The organism is Mesorhizobium sp. WSM2561 (assembly GCF_000513915.1).
Taxonomy (GTDB): Bacteria; Pseudomonadota; Alphaproteobacteria; order Rhizobiales; family Rhizobiaceae; genus Mesorhizobium; species Mesorhizobium muleiense.
In genome coordinates this window covers 36917-50570 of record NZ_AZUX01000045.1, presented here as the reverse complement: position 1 = coordinate 50570, position 13654 = coordinate 36917, and the positions used below count along the sequence as shown (strand labels likewise).

At 62.8% G+C, this 13654-nt stretch carries 21 protein-coding genes; 12 read left to right on the top strand and 9 right to left on the bottom strand.

What is annotated here, in order from left to right:
• On the top strand, window positions 1-828 hold an 828-nt coding region (groEL, locus tag M727_RS0127850; RefSeq protein WP_027155377.1), incomplete at its 5' end, for a chaperonin GroEL.
• Window positions 829-906: 78 nt separating this feature from the next.
• Here the strand turns inward: groEL and M727_RS0127845 are convergent.
• Complete coding sequence (locus M727_RS0127845) at window positions 907-1518, bottom strand: TetR/AcrR family transcriptional regulator (protein WP_027155376.1); 612 nt, start codon at window positions 1516-1518, stop codon at window positions 907-909.
• A 115-nt stretch (window positions 1519-1633) separates the two neighbouring features.
• Between M727_RS0127845 and M727_RS0127840 the strand changes: the two genes are divergently transcribed.
• Complete coding sequence (locus M727_RS0127840; protein ID WP_027155375.1) at window positions 1634-2083, top strand: OsmC family peroxiredoxin; 450 nt, start codon at window positions 1634-1636, stop codon at window positions 2081-2083.
• 17 nt (window positions 2084-2100) lie between these two features.
• Entirely contained in the window at window positions 2101-2487 is a 387-nt protein-coding gene (locus M727_RS0127835; protein ID WP_027155374.1) for a nuclear transport factor 2 family protein, read from the top strand.
• A 12-nt stretch (window positions 2488-2499) separates the two neighbouring features.
• Here the strand turns inward: M727_RS0127835 and M727_RS0127830 are convergent, their stop codons facing one another.
• The gene (locus tag M727_RS0127830; protein WP_027155373.1) at window positions 2500-3111 is read right to left on the bottom strand and encodes a LysE family translocator; all 612 of its coding nucleotides are present in this window, start codon (window positions 3109-3111) and stop codon (window positions 2500-2502) included.
• A 487-nt stretch (window positions 3112-3598) separates the two neighbouring features.
• Between M727_RS0127830 and M727_RS0127825 the strand changes: the two genes are divergently transcribed.
• On the top strand, window positions 3599-4903 hold the full coding sequence (locus M727_RS0127825) for an amidohydrolase family protein (protein WP_027155372.1): 1305 nt from the start codon (window positions 3599-3601) through the stop codon (window positions 4901-4903).
• A gap of 130 nt (window positions 4904-5033) precedes the next feature.
• On the opposite strand, the gene M727_RS0127820 is transcribed toward M727_RS0127825, so the two are convergent.
• The 5 genes from M727_RS0127820 to M727_RS37720 form a co-directional block, all read right to left on the bottom strand.
• Window positions 5034-5417, bottom strand: a complete 384-nt coding sequence (locus M727_RS0127820) for a YkgJ family cysteine cluster protein (protein WP_027155371.1) — start codon at window positions 5415-5417, stop codon at window positions 5034-5036.
• Between the two features lie 5 nt (window positions 5418-5422).
• Window positions 5423-5590, bottom strand: coding sequence for a hypothetical protein (locus M727_RS42510; RefSeq protein ID WP_084646919.1), 168 nt, complete (start codon window positions 5588-5590; stop codon window positions 5423-5425).
• A 1-nt stretch (window position 5591) separates the two neighbouring features.
• Window positions 5592-5999 carry a hypothetical protein gene (locus tag M727_RS0127810; RefSeq protein WP_027155370.1) on the bottom strand — a complete coding sequence of 136 codons (408 nt, stop codon included), beginning with the start codon at window positions 5997-5999 and terminating at the stop codon, window positions 5592-5594.
• Window positions 5999-6226: a hypothetical protein gene (locus tag M727_RS0127805; protein ID WP_027155369.1), complete on the bottom strand. Its 228-nt coding sequence runs from the start codon at window positions 6224-6226 to the stop codon at window positions 5999-6001. The genes M727_RS0127810 and M727_RS0127805 overlap by 1 nt, the downstream gene beginning before the upstream one ends.
• A 346-nt stretch (window positions 6227-6572) precedes the next feature.
• Window positions 6573-6782, bottom strand: coding sequence for a cold-shock protein (locus M727_RS37720; RefSeq protein WP_010915421.1), 210 nt, complete (start codon window positions 6780-6782; stop codon window positions 6573-6575).
• A 43-nt stretch (window positions 6783-6825) separates the two neighbouring features.
• Between M727_RS37720 and M727_RS0127795 the strand changes: the two genes are divergently transcribed.
• Both M727_RS0127795 and M727_RS37715 read left to right on the top strand, forming a co-directional pair.
• Window positions 6826-7080 carry a hypothetical protein gene (locus M727_RS0127795; RefSeq protein ID WP_156941649.1) on the top strand — a complete coding sequence of 85 codons (255 nt, stop codon included), beginning with the start codon at window positions 6826-6828 and terminating at the stop codon, window positions 7078-7080.
• A gap of 268 nt (window positions 7081-7348) precedes the next feature.
• On the top strand, window positions 7349-7528 hold the full coding sequence (locus tag M727_RS37715; RefSeq protein WP_036263687.1) for a CsbD family protein: 180 nt from the start codon (window positions 7349-7351) through the stop codon (window positions 7526-7528).
• Between the two features lie 69 nt (window positions 7529-7597).
• On the opposite strand, the gene M727_RS0127785 is transcribed toward M727_RS37715, so the two are convergent.
• A complete protein-coding gene (locus M727_RS0127785) occupies window positions 7598-8728 on the bottom strand; it encodes a metallophosphoesterase (RefSeq protein WP_036263683.1) in 1131 nt (376 codons plus the stop codon).
• Between the two features lie 120 nt (window positions 8729-8848).
• Here M727_RS0127785 and M727_RS43295 point away from each other — a divergent pair, with 120 nt between their 5' ends.
• Both M727_RS43295 and M727_RS43290 read left to right on the top strand, forming a co-directional pair.
• Entirely contained in the window at window positions 8849-9028 is a 180-nt protein-coding gene (locus M727_RS43295; RefSeq protein ID WP_245269025.1) for a hypothetical protein, read from the top strand.
• Window positions 9029-9067: 39 nt separating this feature from the next.
• Window positions 9068-9436, top strand: coding sequence for a hypothetical protein (locus M727_RS43290; RefSeq protein WP_245269024.1), 369 nt, complete (start codon window positions 9068-9070; stop codon window positions 9434-9436).
• Window positions 9437-9473: 37 nt separating this feature from the next.
• Here M727_RS43290 and M727_RS0127775 read toward each other — a convergent pair whose 3' ends face one another.
• Window positions 9474-10139, bottom strand: a complete 666-nt coding sequence (locus M727_RS0127775) for a TetR/AcrR family transcriptional regulator (protein ID WP_027155366.1) — start codon at window positions 10137-10139, stop codon at window positions 9474-9476.
• A gap of 91 nt (window positions 10140-10230) precedes the next feature.
• Here M727_RS0127775 and M727_RS0127770 point away from each other — a divergent pair, with 91 nt between their 5' ends.
• From M727_RS0127770 to M727_RS0127755, 4 genes are all read left to right on the top strand, one after another.
• Window positions 10231-11013, top strand: coding sequence for an NIPSNAP family protein (locus M727_RS0127770; protein WP_027155365.1), 783 nt, complete (start codon window positions 10231-10233; stop codon window positions 11011-11013).
• A gap of 107 nt (window positions 11014-11120) precedes the next feature.
• Window positions 11121-12518, top strand: a complete 1398-nt coding sequence (gene fumC, locus M727_RS0127765; protein WP_027155364.1) for a class II fumarate hydratase — start codon at window positions 11121-11123, stop codon at window positions 12516-12518.
• Between the two features lie 122 nt (window positions 12519-12640).
• Window positions 12641-13063, top strand: a complete 423-nt coding sequence (locus M727_RS0127760) for a DoxX family protein (RefSeq protein ID WP_027155363.1) — start codon at window positions 12641-12643, stop codon at window positions 13061-13063.
• A 151-nt stretch (window positions 13064-13214) separates the two neighbouring features.
• Window positions 13215-13637, top strand: coding sequence for a DoxX family protein (locus M727_RS0127755; RefSeq protein ID WP_027155362.1), 423 nt, complete (start codon window positions 13215-13217; stop codon window positions 13635-13637).
• Window positions 13638-13654: the final 17 nt, after the last annotated feature.

Sequence of the window (13654 nt, the reverse complement as noted above, 5' to 3'; positions counted from 1 at the left end):
AAGGCGCCGGGCTTCGGTGATCGCCGCAAGGCCATGCTGGAAGACATCGCCATCCTCACCGGTGGCCAGGTCATTTCCGAAGACCTCGGCATCAAGCTCGAGAATGTTGGCCTCAACATGCTCGGCCGCGCCAAGAAGGTGTCTATCTCCAAGGAGAACACCACCATCGTCGATGGTGCCGGCAAGAAGGCCGAGATCCAGGGCCGCGTCGCCCAGATCAAGCAGCAGATCGAGGAGACCACCTCGGACTACGACAAGGAGAAGCTGCAGGAACGTCTCGCCAAGCTGGCGGGCGGCGTCGCCGTCATCCGCGTCGGCGGTGCGACCGAGATCGAAGTCAAGGAAAAGAAGGACCGCGTCGATGACGCCCTCAACGCGACCCGTGCGGCCGTCGAAGAAGGCATCGTTCCCGGCGGCGGCGTCGCACTCCTGCGCGCTTCGCTGAGCATCAAGGCTGTCGGCGCCAACTCCGACCAGACCGCTGGCATCGCCATCGTGCGTCGCGCGCTGCAGGCTCCGGCCCGTCAGATCGCGGCCAACGCCGGTGCGGAAGCATCGATCGTTGCCGGCAAGATCCTCGAGAACAAGGGTCCGACCTTCGGCTTCAACGCCCAGACCGGCGAATATGGCGACATGATCGCCATGGGTATCGTCGATCCGGTCAAGGTCGTGCGCACGGCTCTCCAGGACGCGGCCTCGGTCGCCGGCCTGCTGGTCACCACCGAAGCCATGATCGCGGAGGCTCCGAAGAAGGAGTCGGCTGGCGGCGGCATGCCAGGCGGCATGGGCGGCGGCGGCATGGGCGGCATGGGCGGCATGGATTTCTAATCCAGCATTGCCTCGCATTCACGGAAAGGGCGCCGAAAGGCGCCCTTTTTGTTTGCTTTATTTAGCGGGCTGCCCGGCTCAGACGGCGGCGTCAATGCGCCGTGTCAGTTCCCCTTTGGCAGGCAAGGCACCTTCAATCAGCGCAGCGACTTCATCGGCCACCGCCAGCACCGGGGCGCGGTCGCGGCTGGCGCGCGCGATCACCATCAGCCCTTCCAGCGATGATTCGACAAGCAGCGCCAGGGCGCGGGCGCGGCGCTCGGGCACCCCTGCCCTGACGAAGGCCCCCTGCAGCAGGCCTACCCATTGCTCGAAAGCCGACCGGCACAGTTCGGCCAACTCCGGCACGTCGGCCGGCGAGTCCAGCACCACGGGTGCGATCGGACAGCCAAGCGTGAACTGGTTGTCCTCCAGCATGCGTGCGACCGACTGGTAGATGTGGTGGACGGCCACCGCCGGATCCTTTTCGGCGGTCAGCTCTTCGGCAAGCCATCGAGACACCTTGTCCACGCTGTCGCGCGTCACCTCGATGACCAATTGGTCCTTGCCGCCCGGAAAATGAAAGTACAGCGATCCTCTTGGCGCCCCGGAGGCGCTCAAGATGTCGTTGAGCGAGGTGCCGTGATAGCCGCGCTGCCTCAGCAGCAGCGCCGTCGCCTCGATCATGCGGATGCGGGTGTCGTTCGCCATGTCAACCTCTGTCAGGAGTAAGCTTTATAGGCTTGCGCCGAATATGACAATCGGTCTATATAGTATGTAGATCAGTCTATATATTCGGCGTTTCATCGAAGAGGAGAACGACAAAATGACCATCCGTGAAGCAGAGGCCCAATGGCAGGGTTCGTTGAAAGAAGGCTCGGGCCGTCTGCGGCTCGGCAGCGGCGTCTTCGAAGGCGCCTATTCCTTCCCGTCGCGCTTCGAAAACCGTCCCGGCACGAATCCCGAGGAACTGATTGCGGCGGCACATGCCGGCTGCTTTTCAATGGCGTTGAGCGCCATACTGGGCAGCGGCGCCCATGTCCCCGTAGGGATTCACACCGTCGCCAAGGTGCATCTCGGCACGAGCACGGCCGGACCGACGCTCACCCGCATCGACCTCGAAACGGAAGCCGAGGTCCCGGGCCTGGCGCCCGAGGAATTCCAGCGCCTTGCCCAATCGGCGAAAGCAACATGCCTCGTCTCGCGCGCTTTGGCGGGCGTGGCGGATATCAGACTCAAGGCCGATCTCGTCACGGCCGCCGCTACGGAAAAATGAAATCAGGAGGTACCGAGATGGAACGGGATAGCATCATGGTCGTCCATCCCGACGACCAATCCAGACAGACGGCCGATATCATGCGGCGCTTCAACGACGTGTTCCAGCTTCATGATCCGTCGGCGCTCGCCGAGCTGGTGGCCGAGGACTGCGTCATCGAAAACACCGTGCCGGCGCCGGATGGNGCCCGCCATGCCGGCCGTGAGGCATGCGTGCGGCTGTGGTCGGCGATCGCCAGCGAACCCGGCGCCCGCTTCGACGTTGAAGAAACGTTCGTCGCCGGTGAACGGGCGACAATCCGCTGGCGCTACTGGCCTGCCGACGGCAACTCCATCCGTGGCGTCAATCTGATGCGCGTAGCGGACGGGCTGATCGTCGAAGCGATGGGATATGTAAAGGGATAGCGCCAACAGGCGCTACCGCTCGGTCAGCGCCAGTTTTGCGCCGAGCATGACGAAGGCGCCGGCGAAGGTGCGGCGCATCCAGGTCAGCACTATCGGCCGCGACACGACATGGCTGCGGATCGAGGCGGCGAAAATGCCGTAGCCGACAAAGACGACGAAGGTCAAAAGCATGAAGACGGTGCTGAGCTCCAGCATCTTCGACAGCGCATGCGGTTCGGTGGTGCTGACGAACTGCGGCAGGAAGGCGAAGAAGAAGATCGACAGCTTCGGGTTGAGGATGTTGATGAGGATGCCCGAGGTGATCACCTTGCCGGCCGAGCGCGGCGCGACATCCTGCCCGACGTTCAAGCTGCCGCTCTCCTTCAGCGTGTTCCACGCCATGTAGAGCAGATAGGCGACGCCCAGATATTTCAGCGTCTCGAAGGCGAGCGCGCTGGTGTGCAGCAGCGCCGCCAGACCGGTGATGGCGGCCGCCATGTGCGGAATGATGCCGAGCGTGCAACCAACAGCCGCGATGATGCAGGCGCGCGCGCCACGCGAAAGTCCGGCGCTCAGCGTATAGAGAACGCCGGTGCCGGGCGAAGCCACGACGATCAGCGACGTCAACAAGAATTCGATGCTCACGATGCGTCCTCCGGTGACCTGCCGCCGGCAAGGTAGCCAGCGAAACGCGCGGGCACAAGCCAGCCCGAGGACCGTTAGTGCCTCATTTCGAATTTCGGGTCACGACCCAAGGCGGTATCCCTCGGCGGGATTTTAAAACCAACTCCCGTAGGCGACGTTTCGTCAGAATCGTCAGCTCGTTTCCTAAGGCAAACCTTGCACTGCTGGCCCTGCCGTCATCGCATTGGCCTGACTTTGGACACCACCTGCGAACGAGGCCAGTCCGGTGCCAGTCCGGAACACTTCTTGACCCGATGCCGTGTAAGCTACAAACTTGTCCTCGCGCCGTGACCACCTCTCCTGAAGCGGGATAATCGTCATGTGTCACCAATCCTTTGGATCGCAGGAGCTGACGAAAGGCAAGGTTGTGGCGCATGCCCTGTCCTGCGCCGCTGTGTTGTTCTTTGTTGCGCGCCCGGTTTTCACGATGCTTCGCTCTGGCAGAGAAATGCTTGCGGCGGCTCTCCTGCTTGGACTTTGCGCCAGCGCGAGCGCCAATGACGTGCTTTTCGAAAACGTCCGTATCTTCGATGGGAAGGGCGCCGCACTTTCGGCTCCGTCGAGTGTGCTGGTGCAGGGCAAGCTGATCGCGCGGATTTCGACAAGTCCCATCGCGGCCGAGGGCGCGCAGCGCATTGCCGGCAACGGGCGAACGCTGATGCCGGGGCTGATCGATGCGCATTGGCACGCAATGCTGATTGCATCCACCCCGGCAGAGGCGATGGGTGACATCGGCTTCGTCAATCTTGCGGCCGGCGACGAGGCGACGGATACGCTGATGCGCGGCTTCACCACCGTTCGCGACGTGGGCGGGCCGGTGTTCGGCCTCAAGCGCGCGATAGATCAAGGCATCGTCGCGGGACCGCGCATCTATCCGTCCGGAGCCATGATCACCGTGACCAGCGGGCATGGGGATTTCCGCCAGCTCAGCGACTTGCCCCGGACGATCGGCGGCTTGTTCACCCCCATGGAGAGGAACGGCGGCAGCATAGTCGTGGACAGCCCCGACGAGGTGCGTTTGCGTGCCCGCGAGCAATTCATGCAGGGGGCCGCGCTGCTGAAGCTGACAGCGGGCGGTGGAGTGTCGTCGCCCCACAGCCCGCTCGACGTCACCACCTTCACCGAGCCCGAACTGCGGGCCGCCGTTGAAATTGCCGAGAATTGGGGCACCTACGTCGCCGCGCACGCCTTCACCTCGGATGCGATCCGGAAGGCCGTCGCGGCTGGCGTCAAGTGCATCGAACACGGCTTCCTCATGGACGAGGCAACCGCCAAGCTGATCGCCGAAAAGGACGTTTGGCTGAGCTTGCAGCCGCTTCCCGAATTGATGAGGACAGGCCTCCAAGAGGGTTCGGTCGAGCGAGCCAAGGCCGATGAGGTGTGGCCGGGCATCGGCAGGACCTACGAACTCGCGAAGAAATACAAGATCAAGACGGCATGGGGCACCGATGTCCTGTTCTCCCGCGCGCTGGCGAAGCAGCAGGGAGCAATCCTGGCGTCGCTTGTGCGTTGGTACACGCCTGCCGAAGCGCTCGTCATGGCGACCGGGACCAATGCCGAGCTGCTCTCGCTGTCGGGCCTTCGCAATCCCTATCCGGGGAAGCTCGGCGTGATCGAAGAGGGCGCGCTCGCCGACCTCCTGCTCGTCGAAGGCAATCCGCTGGAGAACCTCGACCTGGTGGCCGATCCTGCCAACAACTTCAAAATCATCATGAAGGACGGCCTGATGTACAAAAACACGCTGACTCAGTGAGGAACGACTGAGCCGCCCGTCTCTACTCGACGCATCCGATGGCCTGCTGGCCGCATTCCACAGCCGAGCGAGGAATGGCGGCTTCCCACCCGAGGTGGAAATTCAAACTGAGATCTATCGAGGCCCGTTATCACAGCGTCGGCAGCCCATGTGCCTTGCGCGCCATCAGGCAGTCGCCGCCGCCGGGCAGGCAGGCGCGGCAGACGTCCGGTCTGACCTCGTAGATGCCGCAGGCGGTCGACTTGCCGACCTCGCCGGAAAGTGCCGAGCAGCGCACGCCGTCGCAGCGCATGCCGGCTTCGTCGGCAGCCACATAGTCTTGCGGGATCCGGTCGAGCTGCGCGTCATCTTCGGTCGAGAAGCGCGGCCATTCGGATGAATAGGAACAGCAGGCGCCACAGCTCTGGCAGTCGAAGAGAGGCGCGGCGCGCTCCTCCAGTGACGAAAAGTCCCCGGCGCTCGCCAGGGCGAGCAGCCCTGAGGCAACGGGATTCTGGTCGGCGCTTCGCGGCAAGGGCGCTATTTTTTCTTCCTGGTCTTGCGCGACGCCACGTCCGCCGGCGACTTGAACAGGTCGGTCGCTGCCTCGGCGGCAACATCGGCCTTGGGCGCGTCGGCCGGCTTGGCCAGCTTTGCGGTGGCAGTGGATGCTGCCGGCTGATCCTTGGCGGAAAATTTTATGGCCATATCAATCCTCGTCGGAGAAACGCGATGATGGCGCATTCGGGTTGCGAAGCCGGCCGATCAGCGCCGAGACCGCCGTGATGTTCATTTCCTCGGGCGACCAGTTCCTGGCCTCCTCGATGTGCCGGGGTGCCAGTTCGCGATGCGTGCTGCCGCTATAGGCGGCATCCTGATGGGTGACGCGCTCATGGGTCTTGGCATTTTCACGGACATACTCGATCAGATAGTTCGGGCATTCGGAGCGGCCACGCACGCCGAGCCTGACCTGGGCATCGCCATGGGCGCGCTTGCACCGCTCGAGCTTTTCGAGCACGCGCCGGACATACTCGACCGGCTTGTCGAGGGCTCCCACGACATCGGCGATGGTCGAATCGGCGGCGATCGCCTCTTGCGGGACGCGTTTGGTGGCCATCAGCGTTTGCCTGCGCGCTTCGGCGAGGCAGCGAGCGAGGCGGCAGCAGCCAGCTCGTCAGCTTCCTTTTCCAGGCGCAGTTCGCGCAGCCGCGCGGTCTTGGCTTCCCGGGCCTGGCTGACAGCATCCTGCTCGGAAATAATGCGGTTGAGCGACATGGACTGGGTCTGGGTCTTGCTGAAGATGGATTCGGCGTGGTCGCGGGATTTCTTCGAAGTGGCGGTCAAGGTCTTTCTCCCGGTTCGGAGCGTAATGCCGAAAATGGCGAGACCGGTCTTTCGACCAGGACCACGCACAAAGCAATACGGCAGTCGATTTCAAATGCTGGAGCATCCTTAGCACGTTCAAGCGAACGCGCGGTGCTCTTTTCGAACTTTTGCGGCGCCCGAAACGCAAAAGGCCAGGCATTGCCTGACCTCCGCCGGAGCGCCGCGCGTCCGGTTGAACGCGCGTGCACTTGCTCATTCTGCGCATGATCCTTTCCGGAAACTGATGTTTCCGGGGTCATGCGCTGGAATTAGCCGTTCACCGGTGCCAGTACATCCGTGGTCACCGGCGAGGCTGAATTCCGTTTTAGGCCGCCTTCAACTGATCGGCGGACATCTTGCCCGACTTGTTGTCGCGGACCATCTCGTAGCCGAGCTTCTGGCCCTCGACGATGTCGCGCATTCCGGCGCGCTCTACGGCCGAGATGTGGACAAAAACGTCGGCCGAGCCGTCGTCAGGCTGAATAAAACCGAAACCCTTGGTGGCATTGAACCATTTAACTGTGCCTGTGCTCATAACGAACCCTTTCCGTGGCAAATATTCGTTCACCGTCATGCGAATGCACAACAGCGTTTGTCTCGATTTTGATGGGGGAAGTTCGTCAAAGGCGCGCCTGGACACGCGGATAACAAAAGTCGGTCAAACAAATATCGACGAATTGCTTTTAGACTTCTTTTGGCGCCGTGTCAATTTTTTGCTTTCGCCGTCTGCTTTCGTCGTCGGCGGGCCGATGGCGGCACGCTGGCTGCGCAGGCAATTCGACGGCGGATCTGACGCCGAAAACCGGGCCCAGCGCCAGCTGTTAAAAATGTAAAAAAAATCGCGCCATGCCGGGAACCATCTTGGCATCCGTGCATTTTAAATATCGCCAGCAGTTCATGAGAGCAATCTCAGGAAAGGCTGACACAAAGGACGCCTCCCGTGCAATAAACGCGCGAGGGGCGTTCTTTTATGCGGAGTAGCAATCGCCATGGCGGTCAGGGCCAAAGGCCGTGGCCTGTTGATTGACCGACGAGGCAGGGCTCCGGAACCGGAAACCCAGCCACCCGTTAAACAGCAGATTGATTCCGGGAGATGCGGCCATGGTGAACGAGAATCAGATTGCGGGCCTGGCCAAGCAGCTCAAGGGCTGGGTGAAGAAAGCCGCCGGCAAGGCCACCGGCAACAGGCGCGTCCAGGCTGAAGGCGTGGCCGACAAGATCGCCGGCAAAATGCAGAAGGCCTATGGCGACGTCAAGGACAAGTTCAGGAAGGTGATCTGACCCCTGCGCTGCTGTTTCGATAGCGATGAGGAAGCGGGTTACGTGGCCTGCTGGCCGTTTCCATTGCCGTTAGAAATTCAGGCTCTTTGAGAACACGTTGGTAAAGGCGACCTCGCCATGGTCGCCAACGGCTTCGCCAAGCGCCACGTCCATGCTGTCGCCGCTCACCCGCGCCAGCGCGAAGCCACCCATATAAGCGGCCTTCGGCTTGAACAGGTCGAGCCCATCGCCGCGATAGGTCATCGCTGTCTCGTGCTGGTGGCCATGAAAGATGCCGATGACGTTGTAGCCCCTCAGCGCCGCCAGCAGCGCCTGCCGGTCCGCCTCGCTCCACCAGTGCGGCGCACCAGCGCCTTCATCGTCGAAGGTTCCTTTGGCGGCATCCCACCGTTCGATCGAGAAAACATCCCAACCATAGTGCTGGAACAGGATGACGGGGCGGCCGTCCGCTGCATAGGTCGCCAGATCCTGCTTCAGCCATGGCAGGCCGGAGACCGCGCCGTGGCCGGTGTCGCCGGCGAAACGGTGCGTCTGGACGAGATGCAGGCCGCCCCAGTCCCACGAGTAGCAGTCGGTGTCGACATCGTAACTGGTCACCGGCACCGGCGGCTTGAAGAACACGCCGGCACGATGGTTGACCTCGACATAGTCCCGCATTTCGCGGCGGTACCAGTCGACGTGGTTTGGCGGGCCGTTCTGGTCGAGATCGTGGTTGCCGAGGCCGACATAGACCGGCACATGCACGCGATCGGGGCCGACGCCCTGCTGGTAACGCTGGCTGAACTGGAGCAGCTGCGTGCCTTCGCTCGGCTGGATGACCTGGCCGCCGCCGTCATCGGTCATGTCGCCGCCGACGACGAGGCCGAACGGCGTGCCGATGCGGCTGCCGGCTGAGCGCAGGCCGGTGGCGATGCCGTTGATTTCGGCCGGCCAGTGCTTCTCGCCAATGGCGTTCAACGCGGCGACGCTGCGCAGCAAGGCGGCATCGGTCTTGCCTTCCTGCTGGCAATTGGGGCTCAGCCCGCTGGCCATACGGCAGGCATGGACATCGGCGACGAACAGGAAGGTGGCGTCGACAGGCGCAATGCGCTGTCCGGTCTGTCCGAGCGCCGGTCGCGCAAGGACGCCGGCCGCGGCCAAACCTGCTCCCTGCGTCAGGAAGCGGCGCCGGGAGAGTGATCCTGCCGAGATGCGATTCATGGCGTGAAATTCAGCACAGCCGGCGCCTCTTCGTCCAGTTGCCGCGAACGGTATGTCGACACGCTGCCGCAGGTCTGGCATTGCTTTCAGGTCAGGACTCCACTTGCGCGGGCAAACGCTATGAAGATTATATCCATCGCGACGGCACTTACCATCCTGGCGAGCGGCGCTCATGGTGCCGAGTGCATCGACGCCAAAGCCGCCAAGGCCGGATTCATTCTCGAAAGGCCCGGTATCCACAGCGAGTTTCGACCGGCGGCGGGTGGAATGGTGTCGGTCGCCAACGAATACCAATCCTAATCGCCGCAGACGCAGTTTCTGTTCGGCGGTCTGATCGAGGTGTTTCGCGACAGTGAGACCGGTCAGCTTGCGATGATCCCGTTTTCGGATGTCAGAAAGCTGTTTCCGCTCAAGGCCGGGGCGAAAAGCAAGACCGTGTTCGTCCGCCTCGCAGCAAACAAGCAGCCGAAGGGCACCGAGACGCTCGAGATCAACGTCAAGGGCAAGGAGACGTTCAGCCTGGGCGACTGCAAATACAACGTGCTGGCGGTCAGGCAGACGATCAAGAACGAGGCCGGCAAGACCCAGGATGAATTCACCGCGCTCTATGCGCCCGATCTGCAGGCCGTTCTGGCCAGGCGCTATGACGAGGGCACCAACGCCGAAAGCGTGGTCGGCTACGAGGTCATCAAACCGCTGCCGAATTAAGTCCCGGCAGGGCAGAGAGCCGACTGGCGCTCCGGCATCAAAAGGCTTTGTACTGCCGCAGCACCCTGCGACGTCGCTTCGCTCTTGCTGAGGAAACTCCCTGCTCCAGCGCGTTCAGGCAATCGCGCAGCACAGCAGAATCCTGCGTCGTCTTGGCCATCGACATGGCGCCGGAATAGGTGGCGACCGCAAGCGCGGCGAAGCGCTGCGGATCGGTGTCCTGCTCCCTGCCCGCTTGCTGGTCGGCCCTGACCTTGTCGGCGATCGCCTGGCGCCACGCCGAAAAGATGCCGGCAAGGCCGGTGCGGAAATCCGGATCGGCAAGCGACAGTTCATGCGCCAGGTTGTTGAGCGGGCAGCCGCGCACGAAACCCTGTTGCTCCAGTTCCGCGGCCACGGCCTCGAACACGCTGCGCACGCCCTCGCGCGCCGAGCCTGCCGCCTGCACCGGCGCGATCCATGTTGCTTCGACGGCTGCGGCGACCCGCTCCTCGATCACCGCCAGGGCCAGCGCCTTCTTGGTCGGGAAGTGATGATGCAGCGCGCCGCCGGTGACGCCTGCCGCGGCCATCAGGTCGCCGAGGCTGGAGGCATGGTAGCCGCGCGCTTGAAACGCGGCTTCGGCGACATCGAGCACGCGTTTGCGCAGGCCTTCCGGGTCGTTGGTGCGTTTGCCGGGCCGCACCTTTGGGCGAGCGGTCATCTCTGCTGACATTTTCCAACGATAGCAGATTGACAAAACAGGACAACCGGTCTGTTTAACAGGACGAATGCCCTGTTTTGGAGATTGCGCGATGAGCCTGCCCCTGAATGCCGCGTCGAAATCCGGCCTCAACGCCTCGCCAGTCGTCGAGCTCAGGCAATACACACTGAAACCTGGCCGGCGCGACACGCTGATCGGCATCTTCGACGGTCACCTCATCGAGGGTCAGGAAGCGGCTGACATGACCATCATCGGTCAGTTTCGCGATCTCGACCGGCCTGACATGTTCATCTGGCTGCGCGGCTTCGAGGGTATGGAAGCGCGGAAAAATGCACTGACCGCTTTCTACGAGGGACCCGTATGGGCCGCCTGGCGCGACGCCGCCAACGCCACGATGATCTCCTCCGACGACGTGCTGTTGCTGAAACCGGCATGGCCGGGCGCCGGCTTCGATCTGTCGGGCGCACAACGGGCCGCCTTGCCGGGTCACGAAAAGCCAAGCGGAGAAAATCGCTTGTCGGATATTGTTGTCATCAAGATTCATCATCTGCGGCCCGGCGCCGAAGCCGGCGTCGCCAGCCGCTTCGACGCCGATGCGACCGCCATCCTGACGGCACTTGGCGCGCGGCCGCTTGCTGTGTTTGTCTCCGAACATGCCGAAAACAGCTTTCCCCGCCTGCCGGTACGATCAGGCGAAAATGTCTTCATCAGCGTCGCCGCCTTCGACAGCGCGGACGCCCATGCCCGCCACGAGGCAGTCCTTGCCAGTTCCCCGGAGTGGCAGGCATTCGAGCGGGATGCCCAGTCATGTCTGGCTAGATCGACCGAGACCTTGCGCCTATCTCCAACCTCACAGTCGCTGCTTGGGCGGTGAGAGGCGCTCCTTCAACCGATTTGCATCCTTGTCGCCCGCAATCTCCGCTTGAAGCCATTTGTGCAACGCGATACGCCGGTGCCGGGTTCGACAGACCGGAGAGACATGTGAGCGCGCCAGAGACCAGAACCGAAACCGACACGTTCGGTCCCATCGAGGTCGCCGCCGATCGTTACTGGGGCGCGCAGGCGCAGCGTTCGCTGGGCAATTTCAAAATCGGCTGGGAAAAGCAGCCGGCGTCGATCGTTCGCGCGCTCGGCATCGTCAAGCAGGCGGCGGCCGAAACAAATATGGAGCTGAAGCGGCTCGACCCGGCCATCGGCAAGGCGATCATCGAAGCCTCTCAGGAAGTCATCGACGGCAAGCTGAACGATCATTTCCCGCTGGTCGTCTGGCAGACCGGCTCGGGCACGCAATCCAACATGAACGCCAACGAGGTGATCTCCAACCGGGCGATCGAACTGCTGGGCGGTGTCATGGGGTCGAAGAAACCGGTGCATCCCAACGACCACGTCAATATGAGCCAGTCGTCGAACGATACCTATCCGACGGCCATGCACATCGCCTGCGCCGAGCGCATCGTGCACGATTTGTTGCCGGCGCTCGGGCATTTGCACGCCGCGCTGGAGGCCAAGACCAAAGCATTCGCCCACATCGTCAAGATCGGCCGCACCCACACGCAGGACGCGACGCCCCTCACCCTTGGCCAGGAATTCTCAGGCTATGCCGCGCAGGTCGCCTCCTCGATCAAACGCATCGAGATGACGCTGCCTGGCCTGCAGGAACTGGCGCAAGGCGGCACGGCCGTCGGCACCGGCCTCAACGCGCCGGTCGGCTTTGCCGAGAGAGTGGCGGATCACATCGCCGCGATCACCGGCATCGCCTTCGTCACCGCGCCAAACAAGTTCGAGGCGCTGGCGGCGCATGATTCCATGGTGTTCTCGCATGGCGCCATCAACGCCTGCGCCGGCGCGCTGTTCAAGATTGCCAACGACATTCGTCTGCTCGGCTCCGGCCCGCGCTCCGGCCTTGGTGAACTGTCGCTGCCGGAAAACGAGCCGGGTTCGTCGATCATGCCGGGCAAGGTCAATCCCACCCAGTGCGAGGCGATGACCCAGGTCTGCATCCAGGTGTTCGGCAACAATGCGGCCGTGACCTTCGCCGGCAGCCAGGGCCATTTCGAGCTCAACGTCTACAACCCGCTGATGGCCTACAATTTCCTGCAGTCGGTGCAACTGCTCGCCGACGCCTCCATCTCGTTCACCGACAATTGCGTCGTCGGCATCGAGGCGCGGGAAGACAATATCAAGGCCGCCCTCGACCGTTCGCTAATGCTGGTGACAGCACTGGCGCCGACCATCGGCTACGACAACGCCGCCAAGATCGCCAAGACCGCTCACAAGAACGGCACAACCTTGCGTGAGGAAGCGCTTGCCACCGGGCTGGTCAGCGAAGCCGACTACGACCGCCTGGTTCGGCCAGAGGAGATGACGCATCCGGGATGATCTTGCGCTGATCGCAAAACTTTACTGCGGTGAACAATCTGTAACCAAATCTGCATCTTTGGTGAACAGTCGCCCTGCTCTATGTGGGTGGGCACCACAACCCCTCCCGGAGAGAGCCCATCATGTCCACCAACACGTCCGTTGCCGGTTCCGGCACCGTTTCCAACGCCTCAGGCAGCATCCTGCTCGGCCGTATCCTGCTTTCGGTCATCTTCGTGCTTTCCGGTTTCGGCAAGCTCACTGCGATCGCCGGCACCGCCGGTTACTTCGGCAGCATGGGTCTGCCGATGCCGACCGTGACGGCGATTGTCGTCGGTCTGCTCGAACTGCTCGGCGGCCTCGCCATCCTCATCGGCTTTCAGACCCGGATCACCGCCTGGGTGCTGGCAATCTTCACCGTCGCCACGGGATTGGTCGCCCACACCGGCTGGGCCGATCAGATGCAGATGATCAGCTTCATGAAGAACCTGGCGATTGCCGGCGGCTTCCTCGTGTTGGCTTCCTCGGGCGCCGGCGCCTATTCGGTCGACGCCAAGCGCGGCTGAAGCGGTCCAGGAACCACTTGCAGCAAGGGGCGCGGAATTTTCCGCGTCCCTTTTTCGTTGTCGGTTTATGCCCGTCGATCAGCCGGCCGGACTTTCTGCTAGGATGAGGTGTCGGGGTGAAGCCAACCGCCGCCGACGTCGGAGGTGACCAATGCGCCGCAATGCGCTGCTTCTGCTTTCGCGGCTGCTGCTCGCCGCTCTATTCGTTCCGTCCGGCTTTCACGCGCTTACCGACATTGCCGGCACATCGGGCTATTTTTCCGGCCTTGGCCTGCCGCTGCCGACGCTCGCAGCCTGGGCGACAGGGCTGTTCGAATTGATCGCCGGTCTGCTCATCCTCGTCGGCCTCAAGACACCGATCGTGGCGCTCCTGCTTGCCGCTTTCTGCATCGCGGCAGGCTTCATCGGCCACTATGGCCAGGGCGGCGACGATCCGACGCTGACCTTCATGCATTCGCAGATGCTGATGAAGGACATCGCGCTATCGGGCGGTTTTCTGGCGCTGGCAATGGCAGGCGCCGGCGCCTACTCGATCGACGGGCGGATGCTTCGGATCGGCGCTGAAACGACTTGACCGACACAAGCTGCCGG